The 23,810-nt window shown below is 62.8% G+C and carries 24 protein-coding genes; 7 read left to right on the plus strand and 17 right to left on the minus strand.

Annotated features, from left to right (window positions below):
- Positions 1-43: 43 nt before the first annotated feature.
- Both D1227_RS02500 and D1227_RS02505 read left to right on the plus strand, forming a co-directional pair.
- On the plus strand, positions 44-1,345 hold the full coding sequence (locus D1227_RS02500) for a divergent polysaccharide deacetylase family protein (RefSeq protein WP_119403656.1): 1,302 nt from the start codon (positions 44-46) through the stop codon (positions 1,343-1,345).
- A 17-nt stretch (positions 1,346-1,362) separates the two neighbouring features.
- Entirely contained in the window at positions 1,363-1,854 is a 492-nt protein-coding gene (locus D1227_RS02505; RefSeq protein WP_119375625.1) for an RNA pyrophosphohydrolase, read from the plus strand.
- Between the two features lie 15 nt (positions 1,855-1,869).
- On the opposite strand, the gene pyk is transcribed toward D1227_RS02505, so the two are convergent.
- Positions 1,870-3,276 (minus strand): pyruvate kinase, encoded by a 1,407-nt coding sequence (gene pyk / locus D1227_RS02510; protein ID WP_233349465.1) that lies wholly within the window; start codon positions 3,274-3,276, stop codon positions 1,870-1,872.
- Between the two features lie 205 nt (positions 3,277-3,481).
- Between pyk and D1227_RS02515 the strand changes: the two genes are divergently transcribed.
- A complete protein-coding gene (locus D1227_RS02515) occupies positions 3,482-3,919 on the plus strand; it encodes a hypothetical protein (protein WP_119403657.1) in 438 nt (145 codons plus the stop codon).
- Between the two features lie 70 nt (positions 3,920-3,989).
- Here the strand turns inward: D1227_RS02515 and D1227_RS02520 are convergent, their stop codons facing one another.
- Positions 3,990-4,553 (minus strand): HNH endonuclease, encoded by a 564-nt coding sequence (locus tag D1227_RS02520; protein ID WP_119375628.1) that lies wholly within the window; start codon positions 4,551-4,553, stop codon positions 3,990-3,992.
- Positions 4,554-4,725: 172 nt separating this feature from the next.
- Positions 4,726-5,370 carry a DNA-3-methyladenine glycosylase family protein gene (locus D1227_RS02525; RefSeq protein WP_119404010.1) on the minus strand — a complete coding sequence of 215 codons (645 nt, stop codon included), beginning with the start codon at positions 5,368-5,370 and terminating at the stop codon, positions 4,726-4,728.
- 88 nt (positions 5,371-5,458) lie between these two features.
- On the opposite strand from D1227_RS02525, the gene D1227_RS02530 reads away from it, so the two are divergent.
- Complete coding sequence (locus D1227_RS02530; RefSeq protein ID WP_119376063.1) at positions 5,459-6,052, plus strand: HD domain-containing protein; 594 nt, start codon at positions 5,459-5,461, stop codon at positions 6,050-6,052.
- A 9-nt stretch (positions 6,053-6,061) separates the two neighbouring features.
- Here D1227_RS02530 and D1227_RS02535 read toward each other — a convergent pair whose 3' ends face one another.
- From D1227_RS02535 to ftsE, 3 genes are read right to left on the minus strand one after another with little or no spacing between them, the layout of a single operon-like run.
- Positions 6,062-6,814 (minus strand): lysophospholipid acyltransferase family protein, encoded by a 753-nt coding sequence (locus D1227_RS02535; protein ID WP_119403658.1) that lies wholly within the window; start codon positions 6,812-6,814, stop codon positions 6,062-6,064.
- Positions 6,811-7,680, minus strand: coding sequence for a cell division protein FtsX (locus D1227_RS02540; RefSeq protein WP_119375630.1), 870 nt, complete (start codon positions 7,678-7,680; stop codon positions 6,811-6,813). Before D1227_RS02540 ends, D1227_RS02535 begins: the two co-directional genes overlap by 4 nt.
- Positions 7,680-8,393: a cell division ATP-binding protein FtsE gene (ftsE, locus tag D1227_RS02545; RefSeq protein ID WP_119403659.1), complete on the minus strand. Its 714-nt coding sequence runs from the start codon at positions 8,391-8,393 to the stop codon at positions 7,680-7,682. The genes D1227_RS02540 and ftsE overlap by 1 nt, the downstream gene beginning before the upstream one ends.
- Positions 8,394-8,459: 66 nt before the next feature.
- On the opposite strand from ftsE, the gene D1227_RS02550 reads away from it, so the two are divergent.
- Both D1227_RS02550 and D1227_RS02555 read left to right on the plus strand, forming a co-directional pair.
- Positions 8,460-9,173 carry an MJ0042-type zinc finger domain-containing protein gene (locus D1227_RS02550; RefSeq protein WP_119375632.1) on the plus strand — a complete coding sequence of 238 codons (714 nt, stop codon included), beginning with the start codon at positions 8,460-8,462 and terminating at the stop codon, positions 9,171-9,173.
- Entirely contained in the window at positions 9,170-9,706 is a 537-nt protein-coding gene (locus D1227_RS02555; protein ID WP_233349464.1) for a phosphoribosyltransferase, read from the plus strand. The genes D1227_RS02550 and D1227_RS02555 overlap by 4 nt, the downstream gene beginning before the upstream one ends.
- A gap of 625 nt (positions 9,707-10,331) precedes the next feature.
- On the opposite strand, the gene odhB is transcribed toward D1227_RS02555, so the two are convergent.
- The 8 genes from odhB to D1227_RS02595 form a co-directional block, all read right to left on the minus strand.
- On the minus strand, positions 10,332-11,873 hold the full coding sequence (odhB, locus tag D1227_RS02560) for a 2-oxoglutarate dehydrogenase complex dihydrolipoyllysine-residue succinyltransferase (protein ID WP_119404011.1): 1,542 nt from the start codon (positions 11,871-11,873) through the stop codon (positions 10,332-10,334).
- Between the two features lie 28 nt (positions 11,874-11,901).
- On the minus strand, positions 11,902-14,910 hold the full coding sequence (locus D1227_RS02565) for a 2-oxoglutarate dehydrogenase E1 component (protein ID WP_119403660.1): 3,009 nt from the start codon (positions 14,908-14,910) through the stop codon (positions 11,902-11,904).
- 89 nt (positions 14,911-14,999) lie between these two features.
- The gene (gene sucD, locus D1227_RS02570) at positions 15,000-15,902 is read right to left on the minus strand and encodes a succinate--CoA ligase subunit alpha (RefSeq protein WP_119403661.1); all 903 of its coding nucleotides are present in this window, start codon (positions 15,900-15,902) and stop codon (positions 15,000-15,002) included.
- Positions 15,903-15,959: 57 nt separating this feature from the next.
- Positions 15,960-17,153, minus strand: a complete 1,194-nt coding sequence (gene sucC / locus D1227_RS02575) for an ADP-forming succinate--CoA ligase subunit beta (protein ID WP_119403662.1) — start codon at positions 17,151-17,153, stop codon at positions 15,960-15,962.
- Positions 17,154-17,280: 127 nt separating this feature from the next.
- A complete protein-coding gene (locus D1227_RS02580; RefSeq protein WP_119375637.1) occupies positions 17,281-18,519 on the minus strand; it encodes an MFS transporter in 1,239 nt (412 codons plus the stop codon).
- A 51-nt stretch (positions 18,520-18,570) separates the two neighbouring features.
- Positions 18,571-19,767 carry an alkaline phosphatase D family protein gene (locus D1227_RS02585; protein ID WP_119403663.1) on the minus strand — a complete coding sequence of 399 codons (1,197 nt, stop codon included), beginning with the start codon at positions 19,765-19,767 and terminating at the stop codon, positions 18,571-18,573.
- A 75-nt stretch (positions 19,768-19,842) separates the two neighbouring features.
- The gene (locus D1227_RS02590; RefSeq protein WP_233349463.1) at positions 19,843-20,391 is read right to left on the minus strand and encodes a DUF2306 domain-containing protein; all 549 of its coding nucleotides are present in this window, start codon (positions 20,389-20,391) and stop codon (positions 19,843-19,845) included.
- A 36-nt stretch (positions 20,392-20,427) separates the two neighbouring features.
- Positions 20,428-20,844, minus strand: coding sequence for a DUF2141 domain-containing protein (locus D1227_RS02595; RefSeq protein WP_119375639.1), 417 nt, complete (start codon positions 20,842-20,844; stop codon positions 20,428-20,430).
- Between the two features lie 165 nt (positions 20,845-21,009).
- Here D1227_RS02595 and D1227_RS02600 point away from each other — a divergent pair, with 165 nt between their 5' ends.
- Entirely contained in the window at positions 21,010-21,777 is a 768-nt protein-coding gene (locus D1227_RS02600) for a LytTR family DNA-binding domain-containing protein (RefSeq protein ID WP_158586547.1), read from the plus strand.
- Between the two features lie 378 nt (positions 21,778-22,155).
- Here D1227_RS02600 and folK read toward each other — a convergent pair whose 3' ends face one another.
- The 3 genes from folK to folP are packed head-to-tail and all read right to left on the minus strand — an operon-like array spanning position 22,156 to position 23,802.
- Positions 22,156-22,641, minus strand: coding sequence for a 2-amino-4-hydroxy-6-hydroxymethyldihydropteridine diphosphokinase (folK, locus tag D1227_RS02605; RefSeq protein ID WP_119403665.1), 486 nt, complete (start codon positions 22,639-22,641; stop codon positions 22,156-22,158).
- Positions 22,638-23,021, minus strand: a complete 384-nt coding sequence (gene folB, locus D1227_RS02610) for a dihydroneopterin aldolase (protein WP_119403666.1) — start codon at positions 23,019-23,021, stop codon at positions 22,638-22,640. The genes folK and folB overlap by 4 nt, the downstream gene beginning before the upstream one ends.
- Positions 23,008-23,802 (minus strand): dihydropteroate synthase, encoded by a 795-nt coding sequence (gene folP / locus D1227_RS02615; protein WP_233349461.1) that lies wholly within the window; start codon positions 23,800-23,802, stop codon positions 23,008-23,010. Before folP ends, folB begins: the two co-directional genes overlap by 14 nt.
- Between the last annotated feature and the right edge of the window lie 8 nt (positions 23,803-23,810).

Raw genomic sequence — 23,810 nt, forward strand, 5'->3', positions numbered from 1 at the left:
AACGTTCGCTGTCAGATTTCTGTCGAGTTGCAAGAGGCGTTTCATGAGTAATCGTGCGGCCAGGGACCCGTCGCCGTTTCGCAGCGGAGTCGCCCATACAGCTTTGAGTTTCCTGGCGTTTTCAGCGCTTGCCCTGTCTGTCGGCGGCATCATCCATGTCACTGGCGACGCCAGCGAGGCGAGCCCGGCCCGCCAGATCGCCCTGTTCGAACCGGCCGGCCCAGACCGGCCACGGCTGAAGACACGCTTTGCATCGAGCGACGGCGATATGCGCCCGATCGTGACGGCCAGCGCGAGCGAGACCGACGGCACGGCAGATGATTCTGGCGACGAATCAGGGCCGAGCCTCGGCGTTTCCTATTCCGGTGACAGCGCCCCTGTGGTGAAGGCTTCGGCCAGCGCCGACGATGCCGAAACCGTCCGCATCAACGGCGTCTCGGTTTCCGCCGGGCGGTCCTGGCAGGAAACCCGCGAACTGAAATCTTTGTCCCGCGCACCGATCTCAGCGGTGACGGAACGCACCTCGCTTGGCTACCTGCCGAAAATCGCAGACGATGGCCGCACTCCGGCCGGCGCCTATGCCCGTCCATTCGCCAATCCTGAAAACCGCCCCACGGTTTCAATCGTGGTCGGCGGCCTCGGCATCAACTGGCGCCACACCCAGTCGGCGATCGAGGAATTGCCGCCTGAGGTCACCCTGTCCTTCGCACCGACCGCCCGCAACCTGCAGGGCTGGATCGACCAGGCCCGGGCCGCTGGCCATGAAGTGCTGCTCGAAGTGCCGATGGAACCTTACGAGTTTGGACGCGAGCGCCCGCACCCGCAGACGCTTTACGGCGGCCACAGCGAGAGCCAGCTGACCAGCAATCTGAATTATCTGATGTCCCGCGCGACCGGCTATTTCGGCGTCATCAACTATCAGGGCAGCAAGTTTGCGACGGAAGCGGAAGCGACCGCCCAACTCGCCGGCCTGCTCAAAGCGCGCGGCATTGCCTTCGTCGAGGATGGCAGCCTGTCGCGCTCGACCTTCCCGGACGCCGCGAGCGAAACCGGCCTGCGCTTTCGCACCGCCAATACGCCCATCGATGCCCGCCCGGATGGCGAGGACATCGAGACCAAGCTGCTGGAACTCGAAGCGTTGGCCATGGAAGACGGCAGCGCACTCGGCACCGGCTTTGCCTATCCCATCACCATCGACATCCTGAAAGCCTGGACGGCACGTCTTGACGAAAAGGGTATCGCCCTCGCCCCGGTCTCGGCGGCCACACGGACGATCAAGAGCGAAACCCCGGTCATCGACACTGCTGGAATTGATACAGCGCAGGGTGGGCAAACCGGCGGATAAGGGCTACCTAATCTAAGGTGACACAGACCGCTCTCGACCCGAAACTCTACCGCCCGAATGTCGGACTCGCGCTGTTCTCGGCAGCCGGTCATGTTTTCCTTGGGCGCCGTATCAACGGACGCGGGGCTTTCCAATGGCAGATGCCGCAAGGCGGTATCGACGAAGGTGAAGACCCGGCCGACGCCGCGCTGCGCGAGCTGGAAGAAGAAATCGGCGTTTCGGAAAAACTCGTCGATGTTCTCGAAGAGACCGAGGACTGGCTGCATTATGAGTTTCCGGCCGAAATCCGCCGGCGGATGCCGGGGCCTTTTATCGGCCAGCGCCAGAAATGGTTCGCCCTGCGATTCAAGGGCTCCGACAGCGACATCCGCCTCGACAAGCACACGCCGGAATTCGACGCCTGGCGCTGGGCCCGGTTGAACGAAGCTCCCGGCCTGATCGTCCCGTTCAAGCGGCCGGTCTATGAAGCCGTTGCCGAGCGGTTCCGCCAGTGGACGGATGTTGCCTAGCGCAGCCGCACCAGCCTAGCCGCGCCGCACGCCCATCTCCCAGGCCGCTTCATCATCATCGCCCTTCCAGGCCGCATAGGCGACCGAACCGTCCAGTTCGGCGGTCTTCAGGAGGGTGACGGGCCAGTCGCCCGCCTCGATGTTTGCGACATGGATCGGATGCACGCCCCAGAGCAACTGCGCCTTGCGCAGGCGTGCCTCATCGGCAGACCCGTAAAGGATCATGTACCGCCCGCGATGCTTGGAGAACTGGGCAAGACGGAGCGCCGAGCCGGTCCGCAGCGCGAGGGCTGTTGCCTTTTCCGCATAGGCGAGCGACTGGGCGGCCCGTGCGATGACGTCCACCGTCAGTTCCACACTCCGGTCGCCCATGAACTGTTTAAGCGAGTCGCGATAGTCCTCGGCATGCTCGGTCGCCTGGATGATCTTGCCCATGATGGCGACGGCGGTGGCCGGATGACGCCCAACCGCGGTTTCCGCCGACAGCATCACCGCATCGACGCCCTGATAAACGGCGGTAGCCACGTCGCCGGTCTCCGCGCGCGTCGGGGCGGCATTGTCGATCATGGATTCCAGCATCTGGGTCGCGACGATGACGGGCTTCCCCTTGGAGCGCGCGGTTCGCACGATACGGCGCTGGATGATCGGGACTTCTTCGGCGGGGAACTCGACGCCGAGATCGCCGCGCGCAACCATCACGCCATCGGCCGCCGCGACGACGGCATCCAGATCGGCAATAGCGGCGGGCTTTTCCAGCTTGGCGATGAGCGGTGCGCGCCCCTGTATGATCGCATGGGCCTCGTTGAGGTCGGCCACGGACTGCACGAAGCTGAGCGCGATCAGGTCGGCGCCAATCTCCAGCGCATAGTCGAGATCCTCACGGTCCTTTTCCGTCAGCGCGGAGACGGGCAGTGCCTTGCCCTGGACGGTGAACCCCTTGCGATTGCCAAGTTCCCCCGGCAGGTCGGATTTCACGACCGGATGCTTCCCCGCCTTGATGACCTCAAGGATGATCATGCCGTCATTGCAGAGAATCCGGTCGCCGACGTCCAGCGCGCCGAGAATTTCCGGGTGGGGAACCGGAATGGTTTCCGGCTGGTCTGTCTCGCTCGCAGCAATGAGCGCGTAGGTGCCGCCAAATGTCAGCTTCAGCTTGCCGTCAGGAAAGTCCCCGACGCGGACCTTCGGGCCCTGCAGGTCCGCCAGCACCGCAAGCGGGCGGCCGATGGCCTTTTCCGCCATGCGCACCGCCTCAAGCGAGCGGCGATGGTCTTCATGGCTGCCATGGCTGAAGTTCAGCCGGAAAATATCCGCGCCCGCTTCAGCCAGGAGCTGTACGGTTCGCGCGCCCCGGCTGCCGGGTCCGAGCGTGGCGACGATCTTCGCATTTCGTCCACGAAGACGCGGCAATCCTGACGCCATGGGAGCCTCCTCCAGCTGTTCCGAAAGACCTAACCGCATTCTCGGCGTTTAAAAAGGGAGCGCTACCATAAATTCTGTCAGTCCGGATAGCCCAGCCATGGCAGGCTATCTGGCAGCGCAGTCCCGAAACCCGTGTTGGCGACCGGAACACCGGCGGCGAGCTCTCCGTTAATCAAGTGAGCAGAAAGCTATAAGGAGACATGCCATGAAACGGACATTGCTGAGCGCAACAACCGCCCTCGCCTTCGCCATGACACCGGCTGCCGCGCAGGTTGTCGGCGGAGAGGCGGAAATCGATACCGACACCAGTATCGAAACCGATTTTGCCAATGATGGCGCCGAAACCCGCACGGGTGTCAGTGCAGACATCAAGGTCGATCCGGGCCAGTACAACATGCCAGACAGCAAGACCGGTGCTGATACTCGCGCACAAACTCAGGCTGGCATGACCGTAGAGGACCGCACCGGCCAGAGCGCCGCGCTCGACGGCAAAGCCAGAATGGATGCCAGGTCATCGGCAAGGATCGAGGGCGATATCCCTGATGCCCTGACCAAATATGAGATCGGGCAGATCCGGAAGGCTGGGCCTGAGGCCGTCGCCGATATCGATACAATCTCAAAAAGTGACCTGACCTACGAATAATACCGGCCAGACAGACGAAAGCCCCGCGCCTTCCCGGCGGCGGGGCTTTTTTTCGACGACCCAGGGCGGCCTACGGCTCCAGCTCGACGTCCCAATAGAGATAATCCATCCAGGTCTCATGCAGGTGGTTGGGCGGGAAGCGCCGGCCGATCTCCTGCAGCTGGTAATTCGACGGCCGGACCGGTTTGCGCGTGATGTGCATGCCCGATTCCGACAGCATCCGCCCGCCCTTCTTCAGGTTACAGGGCGAACAGGCCGTCGCGATATTGGTCCAGCTCGTGCGCCCGCCCTTGGAGCGCGGGACGACGTGATCGAAGGTCAGCTCCTCGCGTGAGCCGCAATAGACGCACTGGAAGCCGTCGCGCAGGAAGACGTTGAACCGTGTGAAGGCTGGCGAGCGGTCCTGGCGCACAAATTCGCGCAGCGCGATGACCGATGGCAGGCGCATCTCGAAACTGGGGGAGCGCACGACCGTATCGTATTCAGCGATGATATCGACCCGGTCGAGGAAGACGGCCTTTACGACGTCCTGCCAGGGCCAGAGCGATAGCGGATAATAGGAGAGTGGGCGGTAGTCCGCGTTCAATACAAGGGCTGGCCGGCCCTGGGGCGGGCTCGTCAGGACCTCAGGCATATCTCAGCCCTCCAATTGTCCTGCTCAATGGTTTTCGCACCTGGCTAGTGAACACGCACCTCCATTGATTTGAAAGGATCAATAATGATTCCTGACGAAGAGTTTATGACAGTTTCGGACTTTGGCTAGAGCTGGAGGGCATAAATCCCCGAACCTGTTGCCACTGCTGGGATCAGCCACCGCCGTCAGCAGCATAATTCTTCGCCCGCTCGGCATTGATCCACGCCCAGAGCAGGTGCGCCGCGACACCGCGATAGGGCCGCCACGAATCAGCCAGCGTAGTGAAGGCCTTCGACTCCATGCGCTCATCGTGGTCACGCAACAGGCGATAGGCCTCCATCAGGCCGACATCGCCCGCCGGAAAAGCATCCAGCCGTCCGCACGCCATCAGGAACAAGTCCGCCGTCCACGGTCCGATCCCTTTCACCGCAACGAGTTCAGCACGCGCCTCGTCCATTTCGGCGGCGTGGACCCGTTCAAGGTCGAGGGCGCCGCTTTCGACGGCTTCGGCAATCGAGCGCAGATGCCGGATTTTCGGGCGTGACAGGCCGCAGGTGCGCAGGGCGTCTTCATCCTCGCCGAGCACAGCCTCGGTGCAGACCGTGCCAAGCTGCGCCTCGACCCGGTCCCAGATGGTCCGCGCGGCCTTGGTCGTGATCTGCTGGAAGGCAATCATGCGGGCAATGGTGGCATAGGCAGGCTCTGCCGTACGCCATGCAGGCACGCCATAGTCAGCAAAGGCACGCGCCAGCGCCGCATCGCGGGCAGACAGGTGTTCGCAGGCTTCAATCAAGGTCTCGCTGCTGGGTCCGGTCATGTCGAAGGGCAGATCCCGTGTCATGGAGATTGAACAAGTTGCCAGAGACGGTATCCTGCCCGGCAGAACAGATAAACCGGAGGAAACCATGGCTGACGGACACGCAGCAGGCGGGCGCGCCCAGTTCCGCGAAATGCTGGAAGGCACGAAGGAAGACTGGGAAATTATCGCGGAGCACTCGCGCATCTTCAACAAGGGGCTCGCCAAGCGCGTCCTCGACCACCTGCGCCTGCTCGATGGCGACTTTGGCGGCTTTCCGGTCGATCGGCTGGAGCATTCGCTGCAGACCGCAACCCGCGCCCATCGCGACGGCCGGGACGAGGAATATGTCGTCTGCGCCCTGCTGCACGATATCGGCGACACACTCGGCAGCATGAACCATCCCGACGTCGCCGCCGCGATCTTGAAGCCCTTCGTGTCGGAGGAAAACCTCTGGATGGTCGCCAATCATGGCGTGTTCCAGGGCTATTACTTCTTCGAATATCTCGGCCTCGACAAGAATATGCGCGAGCAGTTCAAGGACCACCCCTATTACCAGCGGTGCGCCGAGTTCTGCCACAAATACGACCAGGCCGCCTTCGACCCGGAGTATGAAAGCGAACCGCTGGAATTCTTCGAACCGATGGTGGAGCGCGTCTTTTCCAAGCCGAAGAACTCGATCTACCTGCGCAACAAGGACTGAACGGCGGGCTTATCCAGCCAGGTCGTCCCGGGTGCGCCCCTGGACGGCGAGGCCCTCATCGATCAGCGTGTTCGACGCCGCCTCAAGCTCCTCCTGCAAACGGGCGAACATGGTCTTGCGGTCGAGACCGGCTTCGAGCGGCGGCAGGGCTTCATAGACGATGAGGCCCGGACGCCGGGTCAGGCCGCGCGCCTTCCAGCAGAGGCCTGAATTGGTCGCAAGCGGCAGGACGGGCACATTCATACGGTTGTAGAGCGCGGTGAGGCCGGCCGACTTGTAGTCCGGCGCATCGCCGGGCTTCGTGCGCGTACCTTCCGGATAGATGAGCAGCTGGCGGCCGGCTTTGGCGCAGGCCTCGCCCTGTTTCAGCATCATTTTCAGCGTCTTCGACGTACCCGCCCGGTCAATTGCGACCATCCGTGTCTTCAGCGCATACCAGCCGAGCGCCGGGTACCAGAGCAATTCGCGCTTCATGATCACGGCCGGGTCACGGAACAGGATGAAGGGAATGAAGACGTCCAGCATGGACTGGTGCTTGCCGGCGACGAGGAGCGGCCCGTCCGGAATGTTCTCCCGCCCGCGCAGCTCGACACGGATGCCGCAGATGATCCGCAGGCCGACGCGAATATACTGCGCGTACAAGGCGATCGCACCCAGGGCGATCCGGCGCGGCAGCAGCATGGTCGGCAGTGCACCGATGCCGATTACGGCCATACCGGCATACAGCCAGACAACGAAAACAATAGACCGGAGCGTGTTCACAACACCGCCTTTAGCGCGTGATTGACCGTTCCGCCAGCCGCCAGCCGCGCCGCGAGTCCCGCAGCAATTGGTGTGACGGCGAGAATGACGAGATCCCAGAAATCGAGCGATAATTGCGGCAGGAGCTGGTTCTGCGAAGCGCTGCTCTGGGCTGAGAAGATGATCAAGGCCGTCGCCGCGAGCGCCGCCACCGATCCGGCCGCGCCGGCCTTGAGGCCGAGCGTCCAGAACCGCCGCTCGAAGAGCTGGGCGATGAACCGGTCTTCCGCGCCCGCCAGGTGCAGCACGTCGACAATATCCTTGCGCGCCAGCAGGGCAGCATGGGTTGCAAAGGCAATGACTGCAATGGCGGTGGCGGTAAGCAGGACGACGATGCCGATGGCCGCGACCCGGAGTGTGCCCAAGGCACTCCTTGCTTCAGCGGCGTAGTCGGCGTGCGATTCGGCGACGGCGTTGAAGCCCTGCGCCGTCAGCGCATTGGTGATGGCGAGCGCGGTGGTGACGCTGTTGGGCGCGGTCTCGACGGCGATCAGCAAGGGCATCGGCACGCCGGCCGGGATGCCGCCCGGCCCGAAGCTCGGCTCCAGCAGCCGCTCCAGATCCTCCTGCGAGAGCACGTCGGCCGAGCGGACCCCGCTCATCCCGCGAATGATAGTCGCCGCTTCTTCGGCCCCGCGCCGGTCAGTGTCGCTCAGGCGTACTGTCATCTCGCCCTCGACCTGCGCCGACCAGGCCCGCGCGGCCGTATAGGTCCCACGAGCCGTCAGCGTGGCGAGCACCGCCAGGAAACACAGCGCGGCCACGACAAAAAACAGCGCCGCTTCCCGGGCATCGCTTTCCGGCAGGAGGGGTGTGGGCTTGGGCATCAGGCTGGCTGGTGTTCCACGTCTTGAACGATAAGGCCATGCTGCAGGCGAAGGACCGGGGCTTCAAACTCCCGGATCAGTCCGAGATCATGGGTCGCAATGATGATCGTCGTGTTGAGGCGCCGATTAAGTTCGACGAACAGGCGGAAGATGCGTTTGCCCATTTCCGGGTCGACATTGCCGGTCGGCTCGTCGGCGACCAGCAGGTTGGGCTTGTTGATCAGGGCCCGCGCAATCGACAGGCGCTGCTGCTCCCCGCCAGAGAGGGACTGCGGCAGCGCATGCATCCGTTCCCCGAGGCCGACCCAGCGCAACAGGTCGGCGACCTCGTCGCGGTACTGCTCCGGCTTCTGGCCGAGCACGCGAAGCGGCAGGGCGACATTCTCGAAACTCGTCAGGTGCTCCAGCAGGCGGAAGTCCTGAAAGACAACGCCGATCCGGCGCCGCAGTGCGGACAGCTGTCGGCGCTTCAGCATGCCGGTGGACTGGCCGAACAGGCGTACTTCCCCGCGCGTCGGCGCATGCGCGAGGTAGATCAGCTTCAGCAGAGAGGACTTGCCGGCCCCCGATGCACCGGTCAGGAAGGTGAATGAGCCTGGCCGCAAGCGGATATTCACGTCACTGAGCACTTCGTCCGCCGTGTCGTAGCGAAGCGACACCGCATTGAGTTCGACCGCCGGCTCTCCGGTCATATCCGGGTTGAAACGGTTCATTAACGACCTTTCAATCCTGCAAGGTTGTAATCGACTATTCCAGCGAATTGCGCGAATGTCCAAGCCATGATCCTCACCTGCCCGAACTGCGAGACACAGTATTTCGCCGATGAATCGACAATTGGTGAATCGGGCCGCACGGTGAAGTGCGCTGCCTGCGATCACTCATGGTTTGTCGGGCCGGAAGGACAGGCCGAGGGCGAAAAGGGCCCGATTGCCGGGGCGCATGAGGCGTATCGTGAAAAAGTCCGCCAGCGGCGCCTGCGTGCCAGCCGCTCGGCCGCGGTCATGGCCTGGCTGATTGTTGGCAGCCTGTTCGGTGCAACGCTGGCCGGCGGTATCGTCTTCCGCGACCGGGTCGTGGAGGCTTGGCCGCAATCGGCGGCGACCTTCAAGGCCATTGGCCTCGACGTGAACCGGTTCGGACTGGAATTCCTCGAAACCGAAGCCGAGCGCTATTTCGACGGCACGACGCCGATCCTCGAAATCACCGGCCAGGTCGAGAACACGTCGGGCCGCGAGCGCCGGGCGCCCTTTGTGCGCGTGCTGCTTCTGGACGAGAACGGCGCGATGATCGGCGAATCCTTTGCTCCGATCACGCCGGGCCAGATCCCCGCCGGACGCACCGCCAGCTTCTCGACCCGGGTCGAAAACCCGCCTTTCGAGGCATTCGAGCTTGAATTGCAGTTCGCAACAGAGGATGAAGCGAGCGGCGGCCCGCAATCTGTGGCGGACGCCGGGACTTCAGACGACGAGTTGCAAGCCGGAGTGGACGATTGACTGCCAAGACCCTGCCGAAAATCGACGTTGTCCTGCCCGAAGACGAATTGATGGCGCGGGTGGACGACCTGGCCGAGCGGCTTGCGCCGCGCCTTCAGGGTGACTGGACGGCGATCAACATCCTGGTCGGGGCCACCCCGTTCACCAGCGACCTGATGAAGGCGCTCGCCCGGCGCGATATCCATCCGATGCTCGACGCGCTGTGGCTGGAAAGCTATCGCGATGAGCGCGAAAGCTCCGGCCGGGTGCTGGTGCGCGCTGATATTGTCCGGCCCGTCAAGGATCGCGGCGTCCTCCTGATCGACGATGTTTTCGATACCGGCCGCACACTCGCCTTTGCCCGCTCGCACCTCATGACGAAGGGCGCGCGCGAGGTGATCACGGTCGCCCTGGCGCGCAAGCCATGGGCCCCCAAAGGCGAGGACGATGTCGACTTCCACGCCTTCGATGCGCCGGGCCGGTTTCTTGTCGGCTATGGTATGGACGATGCCGGGCTCTATCGCGGCCTGCCCTATGTCGGCGCGCTGGACTAGGAAAGGCTTTCCAAGTCGGGTCAGCCCTGAAGAGACCCCTTCCACGAGCCCGCCAAACGGCGACGAGAACAACAAAGCGTAAGAGCTTGGTGTCAGGCAGAAGTCTGGCCTGTAACAATTCGTGATGAGCCGTGGTTTGTGGGACTAAGTCCCAAAACCAAAAGTCTTATAGCGCACGGTTTTAATGGGCTTTTTTTCGATCCCTTAAGCATCTCGGTTTGTGGAGCAGGGTCACATAAGGCACGGAAAAAGATAGGAAATCTTTTGGAGAGCACCTGATTAAAAGTCAGCTGCCCAACCTTCATACCCTCCGTGCTTTCGCTTGACCTGCCCAAAAAAACCTGCCCCACATAACTAATCGGTTTTCTCGGTTTCATGATTTTGAAAGGAGAGAACCGTGAAATTTCCAAGCTTGTCAAAAGTCGAGAGCGTGGCGGTCATTGCAAGCAGCATCATTCTTAGCGCTGCCGCGATCATTGCTATTGTGCGGCATGGCTAAGTGCTCACTTCAACACGGTTTGCCCATGGTGCCCATCACCCGCCCTGTAATCTGCGGAGAAATTTGGGAATGGGCCCCGCGGCGAGGCCGAGGGGACGCATTTCAAAGACGTTGGTCTGACAGCGCCTAGACGTCGAGCACCATACGCTCGGGATCTTCAAGCGCTTCCTTGACGCGGACCAGGAAGGTCACCGCTTCCTTGCCGTCCACGATCCGGTGGTCATAGGAGAGCGCGAGATACATCATCGGGCGGATCTCGACCTTGCCATTGATCGCTACCGGACGCTGCTCGATGCGGTGCATCCCGAGCACACCCGATTGCGGCGGGTTGAGGATCGGCGTCGACATCAGCGAGCCATAGACGCCGCCATTGGTGATGGTGAAGGTGCCGCCCTGCATGTCGCCAATCGAGAGCGAGCCGTCGCGGGCCTTCTTGCCAAGCTCGCCGATCGCCTTCTCGACACCGGCCAGCGAGAGCTCGTCACAGTCGCGCACGACGGGCACAACAAGGCCTTTGTCGGTGCCGACCGCGATGCCCATGTCGTAGAAGTTCTTGTAGATGATGTCAGAGCCGTCGATCTCGGCATTGACCGCCGGGATTTCCTTCAGCGCATTGACGCAGGCCTTCACGAAAAAGCCCATGAAGCCGAGCTTCACACCGTGCTTTTCGAGGAAGACATCCTTGTAGCGCGAGCGCAGGTCCATCACGGCAGACATGTCCACATCGTTGAATGTGGTCAGCATGGCGGCGGTGTCCTGCGCCTCTTTCAGGCGCCGGGCGATGGTCTGGCGAAGGCGCGTCATCTTCACGCGCTCCTCGCGCGGTCCAATCTCGCGCGGGGCTTTCGACTGCTGCGGCTGGGACCCGCCCGGCTGGGCCGCCTTGTTCACGAATTCCAGAGCATCGGCCTTGGTCGCGCGGCCATCGCGGCCGGAGCCGGGGATGTTCTGCGGATCGACACCGGCTTCGGATGAAATCCGGCGCACGGACGGGGAAACCGGGCGGTCATCGGCGGTCGACTGTGCCGGCTTTGCCGATTCGGCAGCCGCGGCGGGCTTCGACCCGGAGGATGCGGCAGCTGCACCGCCCGCCCCGGCGCTGATCCGCGCAATGACGGAGCCCGGCGACACGGTGTCGCCTGCGCTGACGAGGATTTCGGCAATCGTGCCATCGGCGCTGGCGGGGACTTCAAGGGCGACCTTGTCGGTTTCGATCTCGGCGATGGTCTCATCCTTGGAGACGCTGTCGCCGACCTTCTTCAGGAACTCGCCGATCGTGCCTTCGGTCACGCTTTCGCCCATGGCCGGCACGGCCACGTCGACCAGGTCACCACCGCCAGAGGCCTTGGCCGGTTCGGCTTTCGGCTTGGGCGCTTCTTCCTTGGTCTCTTCGCTTTTCTTGTCGTCGCTCTTGGCGGACTTTGCGGCGCCATTGCCGCTGCCAAGGCGGCCGAGGACAGCGCCAATCTCGACCGTGTCGCCTTCCTTGGCGACGATTTCCGACAGGGTGCCGTCTGCCGTTGCGGCAACCTCTACAGACACCTTGTCGGTTTCAAGCTCGACCAGGACTTCGTCCTTGGATACCGAATCGCCTGCCTTTTTGAGCCACTGGCCGACGGTCGCCTCGGTGACGCTTTCGCCGAGCTGCGGCACGATAATGTCAGTCATGTCTAGTCCGTTTCGTATCTTGTTCTGGTCAGGCGGAGACGATGCTGTCTTCCACCGGCTGGTCACCCAGCGCAGCAGCGATGAGAGCATCTTTTTCCTTGTTATGTTGGGCGAGCAGGCCGGTCGCTGTTGCCGCCGATGGCGGGCGGCCCGCATATTTCGGGCGCGGATGCTTGCAGCCGGCCTGATTGCTGGTCCACTCGATCTCATCGCGCATGAACGTCCAGCCGCCCATATTGCGCGGCTCTTCCTGGCACCAGACCATCTCGGCGCCCTTGAACCGCTTCAGTTCCTGGATCAGCGACTTGCGCGGCACGGGGTAGAATTGCTCGACGCGTAGCAGGTAGATGTCGTCGGTGCCCTTTTCCTCGCGCGCCTCGAACAGGTCGTAATAGACCTTGCCCGAACACAGCACGACGCGGCGGATCTTCTCATCCTTGACGAGTTTCACCTTGCCCTCGCGGCCCGGCGTCTCGGCATCGTCCCAGAGAACGCGGTGGAAGGAGGATTTGGTGTTCAGGTCGTCCAGCGAGGACACTGCCAGCTTGTGACGCAAAAGCGATTTCGGCGTCATGATGATCAGCGGCTTGCGGAAATCGCGGTGGATCTGGCGGCGCAGGGCGTGGAAATAGTTCGCCGGCGTCGTGAGATTGACCACCTGCATATTGTCTTCGGCACACATCTGCAGGAACCGCTCGAGCCGGGCAGACGAGTGCTCCGGACCCTGGCCCTCATAGCCATGCGGCAGCAGGCAGACCAGGCCGCTCATCCGCAGCCATTTGCGCTCGGCCGAGGAGATGAACTGGTCGAAGAAGACCTGCGCGCCATTCGCGAAGTCGCCGAACTGCGCCTCCCAGAGGACAAGGCAGTTCGGATCGGCCAGCGAATAGCCATACTCATAGCCCAGCACCGCCTCCTCGGAGAGGAGCGAGTCGATCACTTCATAGTGCGCGGCGTCCGGCCCGAGATTGTTCAGCGGCGTGTAGCGGTCGCCGCTATGCTGGTCGACGAAGTGGCTGTGGCGCTGGGAGAAGGTGCCGCGGCCGGAATCCTGGCCCGACAGGCGAACCGGGAAACCCTCATCGAGCAGCGTGGCGAAGGCCAGGTGCTCGGCCGTGGCCCAGTCGAGACCATTGCCGGAGGTGATCGCCTCGCGGCGCGCATCGATCACCCGGCGCAGCGTCTTGTGGACATCGACATTGTCCGGGATCGTGGTGATCTTTTCACCGACTTCCTGGAGCTTCTTCTTCGCAACGCCGGTCTTGCCACGGCGCTCATCATCCTCAGGCAGGCCGAGGCCGGACCATTCACCGTCCAGCCAGTCGGCCTTCTCGGTCTTCAGTCCCTTGCCTTCCTCGAACGCCTTGTCGAGGAAATCCTCGAAATCCTTGATCTGCTGTTCGACTTCGTCAGCGGTGACCAGGCCCTCTTCAACAAGGCGCTTGGCATAGATCTCGCGGGTCGATTCATGGCCCTTGATCTTGGTGTACATGACCGGCTGGGTGAACATCGGTTCGTCACCCTCATTGTGGCCGAACCGGCGGTAGCAGAACATGTCGATGACGACGTCCTTGCCGAATTTCTGCCGGTACTCGGTCGCAACCTTGGCGACATAGGTCACCGCTTCGGGATCATCGCCGTTTACGTGGAAGATCGGCGCCTGCACCATCAGCGCAACGTCCGAGGGATAGGGCGAGGAGCGCGAATACATCGGGCTCGTCGTGAAGCCGATCTGGTTGTTGACGATAAAGTGGATCGTCCCGCCGGTGCGATAGCCTGCCAGGCCCGACAGCGCGAAGCATTCCGACACGACGCCCTGCCCGGCAAAGGCCGCATCGCCGTGCAGCAGCAATGGCAGCTTGTGCGAACGGTCCAGCGTGCCGGTCTCTTCGGCTTCCATCGCCTGCTTGGCGCGCGCGCGGCCGAGCACGACCGGATTCACCGCCTCGAGGTGCGAGGGGTTGGCGTTCATGGTCAGGTGGACGTCATTGCCGTCGAAGGCGCGGTCGGAGGACGCGCCGAGGTGGTATTTCACGTCGCCGGAGCCGAAGCCTTCAGCGCCCTGCGTTGAGCCGCCCTGGAATTCGTGGAAGATCTTCTCGTACGGCTTGCCCATCACGGCGGCCAGCATGTTGAGGCGTCCGCGGTGCGGCATGCCGATGACGATCTCGTTCACGCCGAGCGCGCCACCGCGCTTGATGATCTGCTCCAGCGCCGGGACAGCTGCTTCGCCGCCATCAAGGCCGAAGCGCTTGGTGCCGGGATAGCGCCGGTGGAGGAAGCGCTCGAAGGTTTCCGCCTCGATCAGCTTGGCGAGGATCGCCTTCTTGCCTTCCGGCGTGAACGCCACGCCCTTGTCCGGGCCCTCGATCCGCTCCTGCAGCCAGGCCTTCTCGACCGGGTTGGAGATGTGCTGGAACTCGACACCGATGGTCGAGCAATAGGTCCGCTTCAGGATGTCGACCATTTCTGGAATGGTCGCATAGTCGAGGCCAAGATAGCCGTCGATGAAGATGCGCCGGTCCATATCGGACGCAGTGAAACCATAGCTTGCCGGATCCAGCTCGGGCTGGGTGTCCTTGTTCTCCATGGCCAGCGGGTCGAGCTGGGCAGCCAGATGGCCGCGCACGCGGTAGGCGCGAATCATCTGCACGGCACGGATTGAATCCTTCACCGCGATCTCGAGATCGGCCTCCGAGGCGCCCGGCTTGTCAGCCTTGATCTTGTCACGAAGCTTCGGCTCAAGCGCGGCCCAGTTGCCGTCAAAGGCTGCGACCTGGTCGGCATCGGCCGGGGCCGGCCAGCGATCACGCTTCCAGCTTGCGCCATCGGCATTGCGTTCGGCTGCATCGCCGCCATCGCCGAGCTCGCGGAAGAAATCCCGCCAGCTTTCCGGCACCGAACCGGGATCACGGGCATAAGCGGCCTGCATCTTCTCGATCCAGACCGCGCTGCCGCCATAAAGGAATGCCGTATCAAGCATGGCGCTGTTACGCGCGCTGCGCTTTCCGGTTACCGGTGATCCGTCATCTGCCATCTCAACACCGTCCTGTTACTTGTGTGGACGGCCCGGCGGGGTCTTTTGGGCCTCGTCTGGCCGCCATCCGAACCTGATATAGTCCGGGACTAACCTTTAAGAACCTCTACCATGGTATCGCCGAGGCGCGCAGGGCTCGGTGACACCTTGATACCGGCTTCTTCCATTGCTGCGATCTTGGACGGGGCATCGCCCTTGCCGCCCGAAACAATGGCACCGGCATGGCCCATGGTGCGGCCCGGAGGCGCCGTGCGGCCAGCGATGAAGCCGACCATCGGCTTCTTGCGGCCCTTCTTCGCCTCGTCCTTCAGGAATTGTGCAGCTTCCTCTTCAGCCGAGCCGCCAATCTCACCGATCATGATGATCGATTCGGTGGCGTCATCGGCGAGGAACAGTTCCAGCACGTCGATGAAGTTTGTGCCGTTGACCGGGTCACCGCCAATGCCGACCGCCGTCGTCTGGCCGAGGCCGACATTCGAGGTTTGGAAGACGGCTTCATAGGTCAGCGTGCCGGAACGCGAGACGACGCCGACAGAGCCTTTCTGGAAGATCTTGCCCGGCATGATGCCGATCTTGCACTCTTCCGGGGTGAGCACACCCGGGCAGTTCGGGCCGATGAGGCGCGACTTCGACTTCTCGAGTTTGGCCTTCACGCGCACCATGTCGAGAACCGGGACGCCTTCGGTGATGCAGACGATCAGCGGGATTTCCGCGTCAATGGCTTCCTCGATGGCGGCGGCTGCGCCGACCGGCGGCACATAGATGACCGACGCCGTGGCGCCGGTGGCTTCCTTGGCCTCGCCGGCATTGGCGTAGATCGGCAGCTCGACGCCTTTGTCGGACACCCATTTCTGGCCGGCCTTCTTGGGGTGCGTACCGGCAACCATCTTGGTGCCGTAATACTCAAGTGCCTGGTTGGTGTGGAACGAGCCGGTATTGCCGGTCAGGCCCTGCACGATGACTTTGGTGTTCTTGTCGATGAGAATGGACATGAATGTGGTCCCTGAAATCTGTTCGCGCGCTGTTGAGGCGCGTCAATCCTGTTTGGCTTAGGCGCGGATGGCTTCGGTGATCTTCTTCGCCGCGTCGTCGAGGTCGTCGGCGGGGATCACGTTGAGGCCGGAATTGGCGATGATGGCCTTGCCCTCATCGACATTCGTGCCTTCGAGGCGAACAACCAGCGGCACGGCGAGGTTGGTTTCCTTCACCGCGGCGATCACACCCTCGGCAATGACGTCACACTTCATGATGCCGCCGAAGATGTTGACCAGGATGCCCTTCACATTCGGGTCCTTCATGATGATCTTGAAGGCCGCTGCGACCTTCTCCTTGCCGGCGCCGCCGCCGACATCGCAGAAGTTCGCCGGCTCTTCGCCGTAGAGCTTGATGATGTCCATGGTCGCCATGGCCAGGCCCGCACCGTTGACCATGCAGCCAATCGTGCCGTCGAGGGCGATGTAGGCGAGGTCCCATTCGGAGGCCTCGATTTCCTTCTCGTCTTCCTCGGTCTTGTCGCGCAGCTCCTGGATGTCCGGGTGGCGGAACAGGGCATTGCCGTCGAACGAAACCTTGGCGTCGAGGACGCGCAGATGGCCGTCCTCCATGACGATGAGCGGATTGATCTCCAGCATCGACATGTCCTTCTCGGTGAAGGCCTTGTAGAGGATCGGGAAGAGCTTCATGCCGTCTTCGCGCGCCGAGCCTTCAAGCTTCAGCGCATCGCAGAGCTGGGCGCTGTCCTTGTCGGTGACGCCCGCCATCGGGTCGATCGGCAGGGTGAGGATCTTTTCCGGCGTGTCGTGCGCGACTTCCTCGATGTCCATGCCACCCTCGGTCGAGGCGACGAAGGCCGGCTTGCCGGTCGCGCGGTCGATCAGCAGGGAGAGATAAAGCTCGCGGTCGATGTCGGCGCCGTCTTCAATATAGAGGCGGTTGACCTGCTTGCCGTCCTTGCCGGTCTGCGCGGTGACGAGGTGCTTGCCCAGCATCTGCTCGGCGAACTTGAAGACGTCTTCCTTGTTGAAGGCGAGGCGGACACCGCCCTTTTCGCCGGCTTCAGCCTCCACGAACTTGCCCTTGCCGCGTCCGCCTGCATGGATCTGGCTTTTGACGACCCAGAGCGGCCCCGGCAGCGTATCGACTGCCTTCTGGACATCGTCGAGCGAAAGGACCGGCACACCGGCAGCAACGGGCGCGCCATAGGATTTCAGGACGGCTTTGGCCTGATATTCGTGAATGTTCATGAGTGGAAATCGCCTCTTGGATCAATGGGCATTGCGGGCCCGGATGGCCCTGTAAAACTCGTCGCCTTATATCACCGCAAACTGCTGGTGCAACCGAATGGGTCCGTTAGATGAACCCAGCCTCCGTTTATTCCGTACGCGGGTCGATTTCGGCGACTTCTGCGGTGGACGGAAGCGCAATATTCCACGGTTCCTGATCTTCCTGGGGCACATCCTTGCGTGAGGCCCGTCGCCACAGCATTGAAAAGCTCAGCAGGGCGGACAGAATTGCGGCCAGCAGGAAGAGGCCTCCCTGCGTAAAGGGCAGGTTGAAGGCGAAACCGGACAGCGGCGGACCGATCACCGAGCCGAAGGCCCAGACAAAGAGCAGTCCCGCCATCACGCGCGCAATCTGCGGCGCCTCGGCCCGGTCGATCGCATGCGCGACACCGATGCCGTAGAAGGACAGCGACCCGGCGCCCCAGACCGCCAGTGCGACGAGAATGATGTTCGAGGGCAGGCCCGGCATCAGGCCCAGCACCAGGGCGGCGAGGCTTGCAATAGCGCCCATGGCCGCGATGACGACCCTACGGTCGAAATGGTCCGATATACGTCCGGCCGGCCACTGACTGATCAGGCCGCCGATCCACGCAGCAGCGGCTGCCAGGGCGGCTGCCCCGGTCGCGCCGCCCGCCACATCCGGCAGCGCGACGCCAGCATAGATAGGCAGGAGGGCCATGGTGCCGCTATTGATGACACCCGCCAGGAACACCGAAATCACGGCAGCCGGCGCGAGCTTGAACAGGCGCGTCAGCCGGAAGGCTTCGGTGCCAGGCGGCGGCGGTTCGCCCCGGCGCGTCAGGCAGACCGGCAGCAGCGACAGGACCAGGAAGATCGCACACCACAGGTATGGCCGGAAATCGATGGGCGCGAGACCGGCGACGAAGAACGGGCCGAGCACGAGCGAGACCTTGGCGATCAGGTGGTAGAATCCGCTGACACTGCCCCGGCTCTTGGCCGACACCGTCGCGCCAAGCCAGGACTCGATGGAGGAAAACATCCAGGCAAACGCAGCGCCCTGGATAATGCGGACAATGGTCCAGCCGATCGGGTCGAGCGCCAGCTGCATTGCGAGGACACTGGCCCCGCAGACGGCAGCCGCCGCCGAGAAGACGCGGATATTGCCGAACAGGATAATGGCCGTGGAGGAGTACCAGGCCCCGACCATGAAGCCGACCGCATGACCCGCCGCGATCGCGCCGATCAGCCCTGGCGAGACGCCCAGCGTCTCCAGGCCAAGCGGGGTCACCACGCCAAGGATGCCGCCGCCCAGCTGCAGGAACGCCGCTGCCGCGATCAGCGCCCAGACATTGCGATAGTCAGCCATGGCCGTTCCTCAACGCTACGCGGCGCGAATCGGCGCCGGTCTTCCTGCGGTCTAGTCTACCCCAATGTCCGAAAAGGCAATGTCGTTGCGCCGTGCCGTCTTACCTTCGCCATCCTTGAGGATGAGCGAGACGGTCTTGCCGGCCCAGTCGATCTCGACGGCGCCATAATTCTCCGGCGGGAAGGCCGCGCCGATCTGGCGCGTATCGCGCTCATCGCTTTCGGTTGCAAAGGAAAGGTTCAGCGAGGAGGCTGTCAGCTCATTGGCCGCATAGGGCAGCGCGCCGCGCTCTTCATAAACGAAGCCGCTATGGCGGTCACCGGACAGGAAGACGACGCCGCCGGCCTCGGTGGACTTCACCAGGTCGAACAAGCGCTGGCGCTCGACCGGCATGGTCGACCAGGCCTCCCAGCCGTGCACGGTCGGCATCACCTGGATGGATGAGACGATGAAGCGGATATCAGCCGGGTCCTGCAGCCGGTTTTCCAGCCAGGTCCACTGTTCGGTGCCGAGCATGTCCTGCGGCTCATCGGCTGGGGTGGGGATGTAACGCTCCTTGCCGGGCGCACCGTACTCGTCGGTCGGCGTCAGGTCGGAGCGGAAGAAGCGCGTGTCGAGCACGATGACCTGCACGCGCTGACCCTCGGGGCCGAAGCTGCGCGCATAATAGGTGCCGGGCCACTGACCGACATCCTCGCCGTCGAGGCCCCAGAAGGTCTCGTGAATGCGTTCGGCGAAAGCCTTGAAAGGAAAGTTCTTGCCGGAATCATTGGCGCCATAGTCGTGGTCGTCCCAGGCCACCATCATCGGGAATTTCTCGCGTGCGGCGATGAATTCCTCGCGGGTGGCCAGCTCCGCGAAGCTCTCGCGCAATTCGTCCAGCTCCGGCTCATTGATCGAATAGGCGCGCCCGTCGCGGTCGCCATAGACATTGTCGCCAATCATCAGGAAAAGGTCGGCCTCTTCGCTGGCGAGCTGCGCCAGGGTCGGGCTTTCCAGCTCCTCATCATTGCAGGAGGCCACGAGAATGCGGCTGATGACGGCATCCTCGCCGGGCAGCGCCACGCCCTCCGGCGCGCGCGGCAGGCTTGAGGCGGGGACATCATCATAATAGCGATTCAGCGCCTCGACGGCGGATTTCGGGGCCGGTTCGAAGATGTTTGGCAGGACAGACCCGCCTTCCTGCGTCACACAGGCCGACAGCATCAGTGCGCCCGCCAATAGTCCCGTTACCGCCCTGACCGCCATGAATGCCTCCCTCGAAAATGACAACGCCCGGCCTTTATGCCGGGCGTCGCCGATGTCCGAAAGGGTCCAACTGGCTCAGGTGGTAAAGAAAACCTCCCACATCAGCCGGCCGGGGAGCATCGAGAACAGGCCGGCAATCAGCATCGCGCCGACGAACATGCCCGTCATCTCCTTGCGGTGCTTGGCGACATCGCGCCGGCGGATGGCGGCGATGCCCATGGGCAGACCGATCATCGTCCAGGCCGAGAGCGCATGGATCGGGCTGAAATGGGTCTCGAAGATCATGGTGATGAAGAAGGACGAGCCGGCCGTTACGGCCATGGCGACGACCCAGGTCCAGCCGAGCGTACGGTGCAGGCGGAAGCCCTTCGGCGCGAACATCAGCACCGTGCCGACCAGCAGCGTCGTTACCGCGGCTGCCACGTGGATCTGGACCGCCGTCTCCGAGCGCAGCAGTGGCGACAGGTCGATCCGGAAGCGCGGCACCGCCTGGAAATGCATCAGGATCGCGATGCTCAGCGCGGCGTAGACCACCAGCGCGATCGAGATCATCCACGTATTCTTTGATATCCGGCCAAGGCGGGATTTAAGCGTGGGTTGGGAGGAAACGTCTGTGAGGCTCATGATTTTATCTCCGCAAGAGGGTGTCGCGGCTGCGGCCTAGCGCAGCTTGATCGTGTGGGTGTTGGCGCCGTCGCCGAGCGTGAACTTCGCCTTCTTCCAGCCGGGTGGGCCGAAACGCACCGGCGCGTCATTGGAAAAGCCATAGGGCTCTGACGGTATGCCGAAGCTGCGCGTGTCGAGGTCTCCGTCGCCATCGACATCGTGATAGAGCTTGATGCCGATCTCGCCGGGCGCGAGGCCATCGATTGTCAGCGTGACGCTGCCGGTCGCGGCATCGACGACGGCACCTTCGACCGCGCTGTTGGACTTCCAGCCATTCTGGCTGTCGAACACGGCCACATGAACCGCGCCATCGGCGGTTTCGACATTGGTGACGGTCAGCTCAAGACTGGCGCCCCAGGCGGCCGGTGAGAGGCAGGCCGCGAGGCCGAGGACAGTCGCGATACGTTTCATGGGGATCTCCCTTGATCTGTTGAACAGGCGGCAGGTCGCTGCCGACAGGGAGAGACTGGCGCGGCCCTCTGGACGCTTCGAGCCGGAATGCGCCAAATGGCTGGAATCCTTCGCCAAATGACGTCAATGTCATTCGCGAAGCGTGAATGGAAAAGGGAGTTCCGCTTGCGTATCGCGATTGACTGGAAGAAGCGGCTGCGCGAACTCGCCATTCTGAGCGGCATTGCCCTGTTCCTGGCTTTCCTGCGGCCATTCGGCACCAGCCTGAACGCGCCGCTCTGGGTCATATTCGGTTTCTGGTGGTTGCTGATCATTGCCGGCTCGATCTTCGGCGAGACGACTGTCTGGGCCTATTACAAGCTGAGACCGAATGGGCCGGCCTGGCTGATGATCATCATCACATCGCTGGTCACGGCCGCTGGCGTCACGCTGGTCATGCTGGGCATGCAATACGTGTCGGGTGGCTATATCAGCGTGACAGCCGGTCCGATCTTCATCCTCTACGGCTACGTACTGGTGATTTCCACCGCGATGACCCTACTCGGCTATACGCTGTCAAAGGCCTTCAACATGGCCGGGCCGGACTTCGCACACCGGGTGAACGATCGCGACGCGATGGCTGCCTTCCTTGAGCGCATGCCGGTGAAGTTCCGCACAGCCGAACTCTGGGCGATCTCCTCGGAAGACCATTACCTGCGCGTCCACACCAATCTTGGCAGCGACCTCATCCTGATGCGGCTGTCAGACGCCGAACGGGAGCTTGAGAGCGTCGACGGCCTGCGGGTCCACCGGTCCTGGTGGGTGTCCCGAAGCGGGATCAAATCGGCACGCCGGGAGGGCGCAAAAGTCTTGCTTCAGTTGAAGTCGGGCGAAGATGTTCCCGTCTCACGATCCTATCAGGGCGCGGTCAAAGATGCCGGACTTGCTCCGTAAGGCATCCGGTCATTTACTTATTGTTAACTGCCCGGAAACGGCCTCATTCTCGCCTGACATGGAACCTATTCCGAACTGAGCATGTTGCTTGCAGGACAAGTTCCTATCTGAAGGGCCGCAACAAGAATGGCCCCCGGAAGGGTTCAGACACGCAGGAAGCGACAATAAAATGACAACGCACATCACACAGCTCCTCGCAAAGGGTTTCAGTCTCGCCGTCCTCGGCTTTCTCGCCGCAGTGACCATGATCATGGCCTTTGCACCGGCAGGTTCGATCTATAACGGCTAGGCCCGGCGCTCCGCTGTAGGCGGGCCGGAGAATTTTCAGGACAATCAGGTCAGGCGCAACGCCTTCGGGCGAACGCTTGGCCTGTACCTCTATTCCAGGGCAATCACGGCATCGCGATCATCGGCTTTCAAACGGGCAAGGTGCGCCTGCACGCGCGCACCGCCGATCTCAAGGTCCGGCGCAATTTCCGCCAGCGGCACCAGGACGAAGGCCCGCTCGGTCAGGCGCGGATGCGGCAGGGAGAGGATGGCGGTATCGCGCGTCTCGCCCGCCATCCAGAGCACGTCCACATCGATGAGGCGCGGGCCCCAGCGCGTGGCGTCCTCGCGGCCAAGCGCCTTTTCGATATCCTTGCAGGCCGCCAGCAGCGCTTCTGGCGAGTAGCTCGTCTCGACCAGCGCGCAGGCATTGATGAAATCCGGCTGGTCTTCGACGCCCCAGGGCGGCGTTCGGTAAAAGCTGGAAATCCGCGTTACACGAACCGCCGCCATTTCGCCGAGCACGGCGATGGCCCGCTCGATCATGGCGCGGCTGTCGCCCAGATTGGAGCCGAAGGCGAGGGCGGCTTCCTTCATACCGGTGAGGGGGCATCCCGCTCCAGCGTGATCTCGACACCGACATTGTCGAGGAAGTGCCGGATCGGCGCCTTCGGCTTGCGGATGCGTACCCGCACGCTTTTCACCAGCGGGAAGTTTTCCATCACGCCATGGCCGATGCGTTCGGCCAGCGTCTCGACCAGGTTGAACGGTCCGCTGGCGGAAATGTCATGAGCGAGGTCGCACAGCTTGCCGTAATCGACCGCATCCTTCATCGCATCCGATGGCGGTTCGGTCCGCGCGATCAGGCATTCGATGTCGGCATAGAATTTCTGGCCGAGGGTCTTTTCCTCGCTGAAAAGGCCGTGAAAGCCGTGAATGCCGAGATTTTCGACAAAGACCCGCTCAGTGCGCCGCATTTTCGATTGCCTCCCACATCTGGATCGCCTGTCTGTGCTGGGCGACATCATGGACGCGCAGCATATGGGCGCCCCGGCGCACGCTGTCGAGCCCGGCGGCCAGTGAGCCGGTCAGCCGGTCGCCGACATCCGCGCCATAGAGTTTGCCGATAAAGGATTTCCGCGACACGCCGATGAGGACCGGAAGACCGGTGCGCACAAGGCCGTCGACCGCGCCGAGCACCTGGAAATTCTGCTCATAGGTCTTCGCAAAACCGACGCCAGGATCGAGGATGATATGATCGCGCGGCAGGCCGTCGGCCTCGCATTGGGCGATGGCTTTCTCGAAGAAGGTGAGCATGTCCCTGGCCGCATTGACCTCAGGATCCGTTGCTCCGCGATGATAGGTCAGCACATAGGCGGCGCCGGCCTCTGCAGCCGCAGGGACGATGCCAGGATCGGAGGCGCCGGTCACATCATTGATGATGACCGCGCCCGCTTCGCAGGCCGCTCGCGCGACACCCGCCTTGTAGGTATCGATGGAGACGGGCGCGCGGTCTGCCCCGGCAATCGCTTCGATGACCCGGATCGTGCGGGCGAGCTCTTCTTCCTCGCTGACCTTTTCAGCGCCCGGCCGGGTCGATTCCCCGCCGACATCGATGATGTCAGCGCCCTCGCTCGCCATCAGGCAGGCATGGGCGAGCGCCTCCTCGAAGCCGTCATGCTGGCCGCCATCGGAGAAGCTGTCCGGCGTCACATTCAGGATGCCCATGATGAGCGTCCGCCGTTTGGCTTCGGCCAATAGTTCGT

Origin of the sequence: Henriciella mobilis (assembly GCF_003576315.1) — a bacterium.
GTDB classification, from domain to species: Bacteria; Pseudomonadota; Alphaproteobacteria; order Caulobacterales; family Hyphomonadaceae; genus Henriciella; species Henriciella mobilis.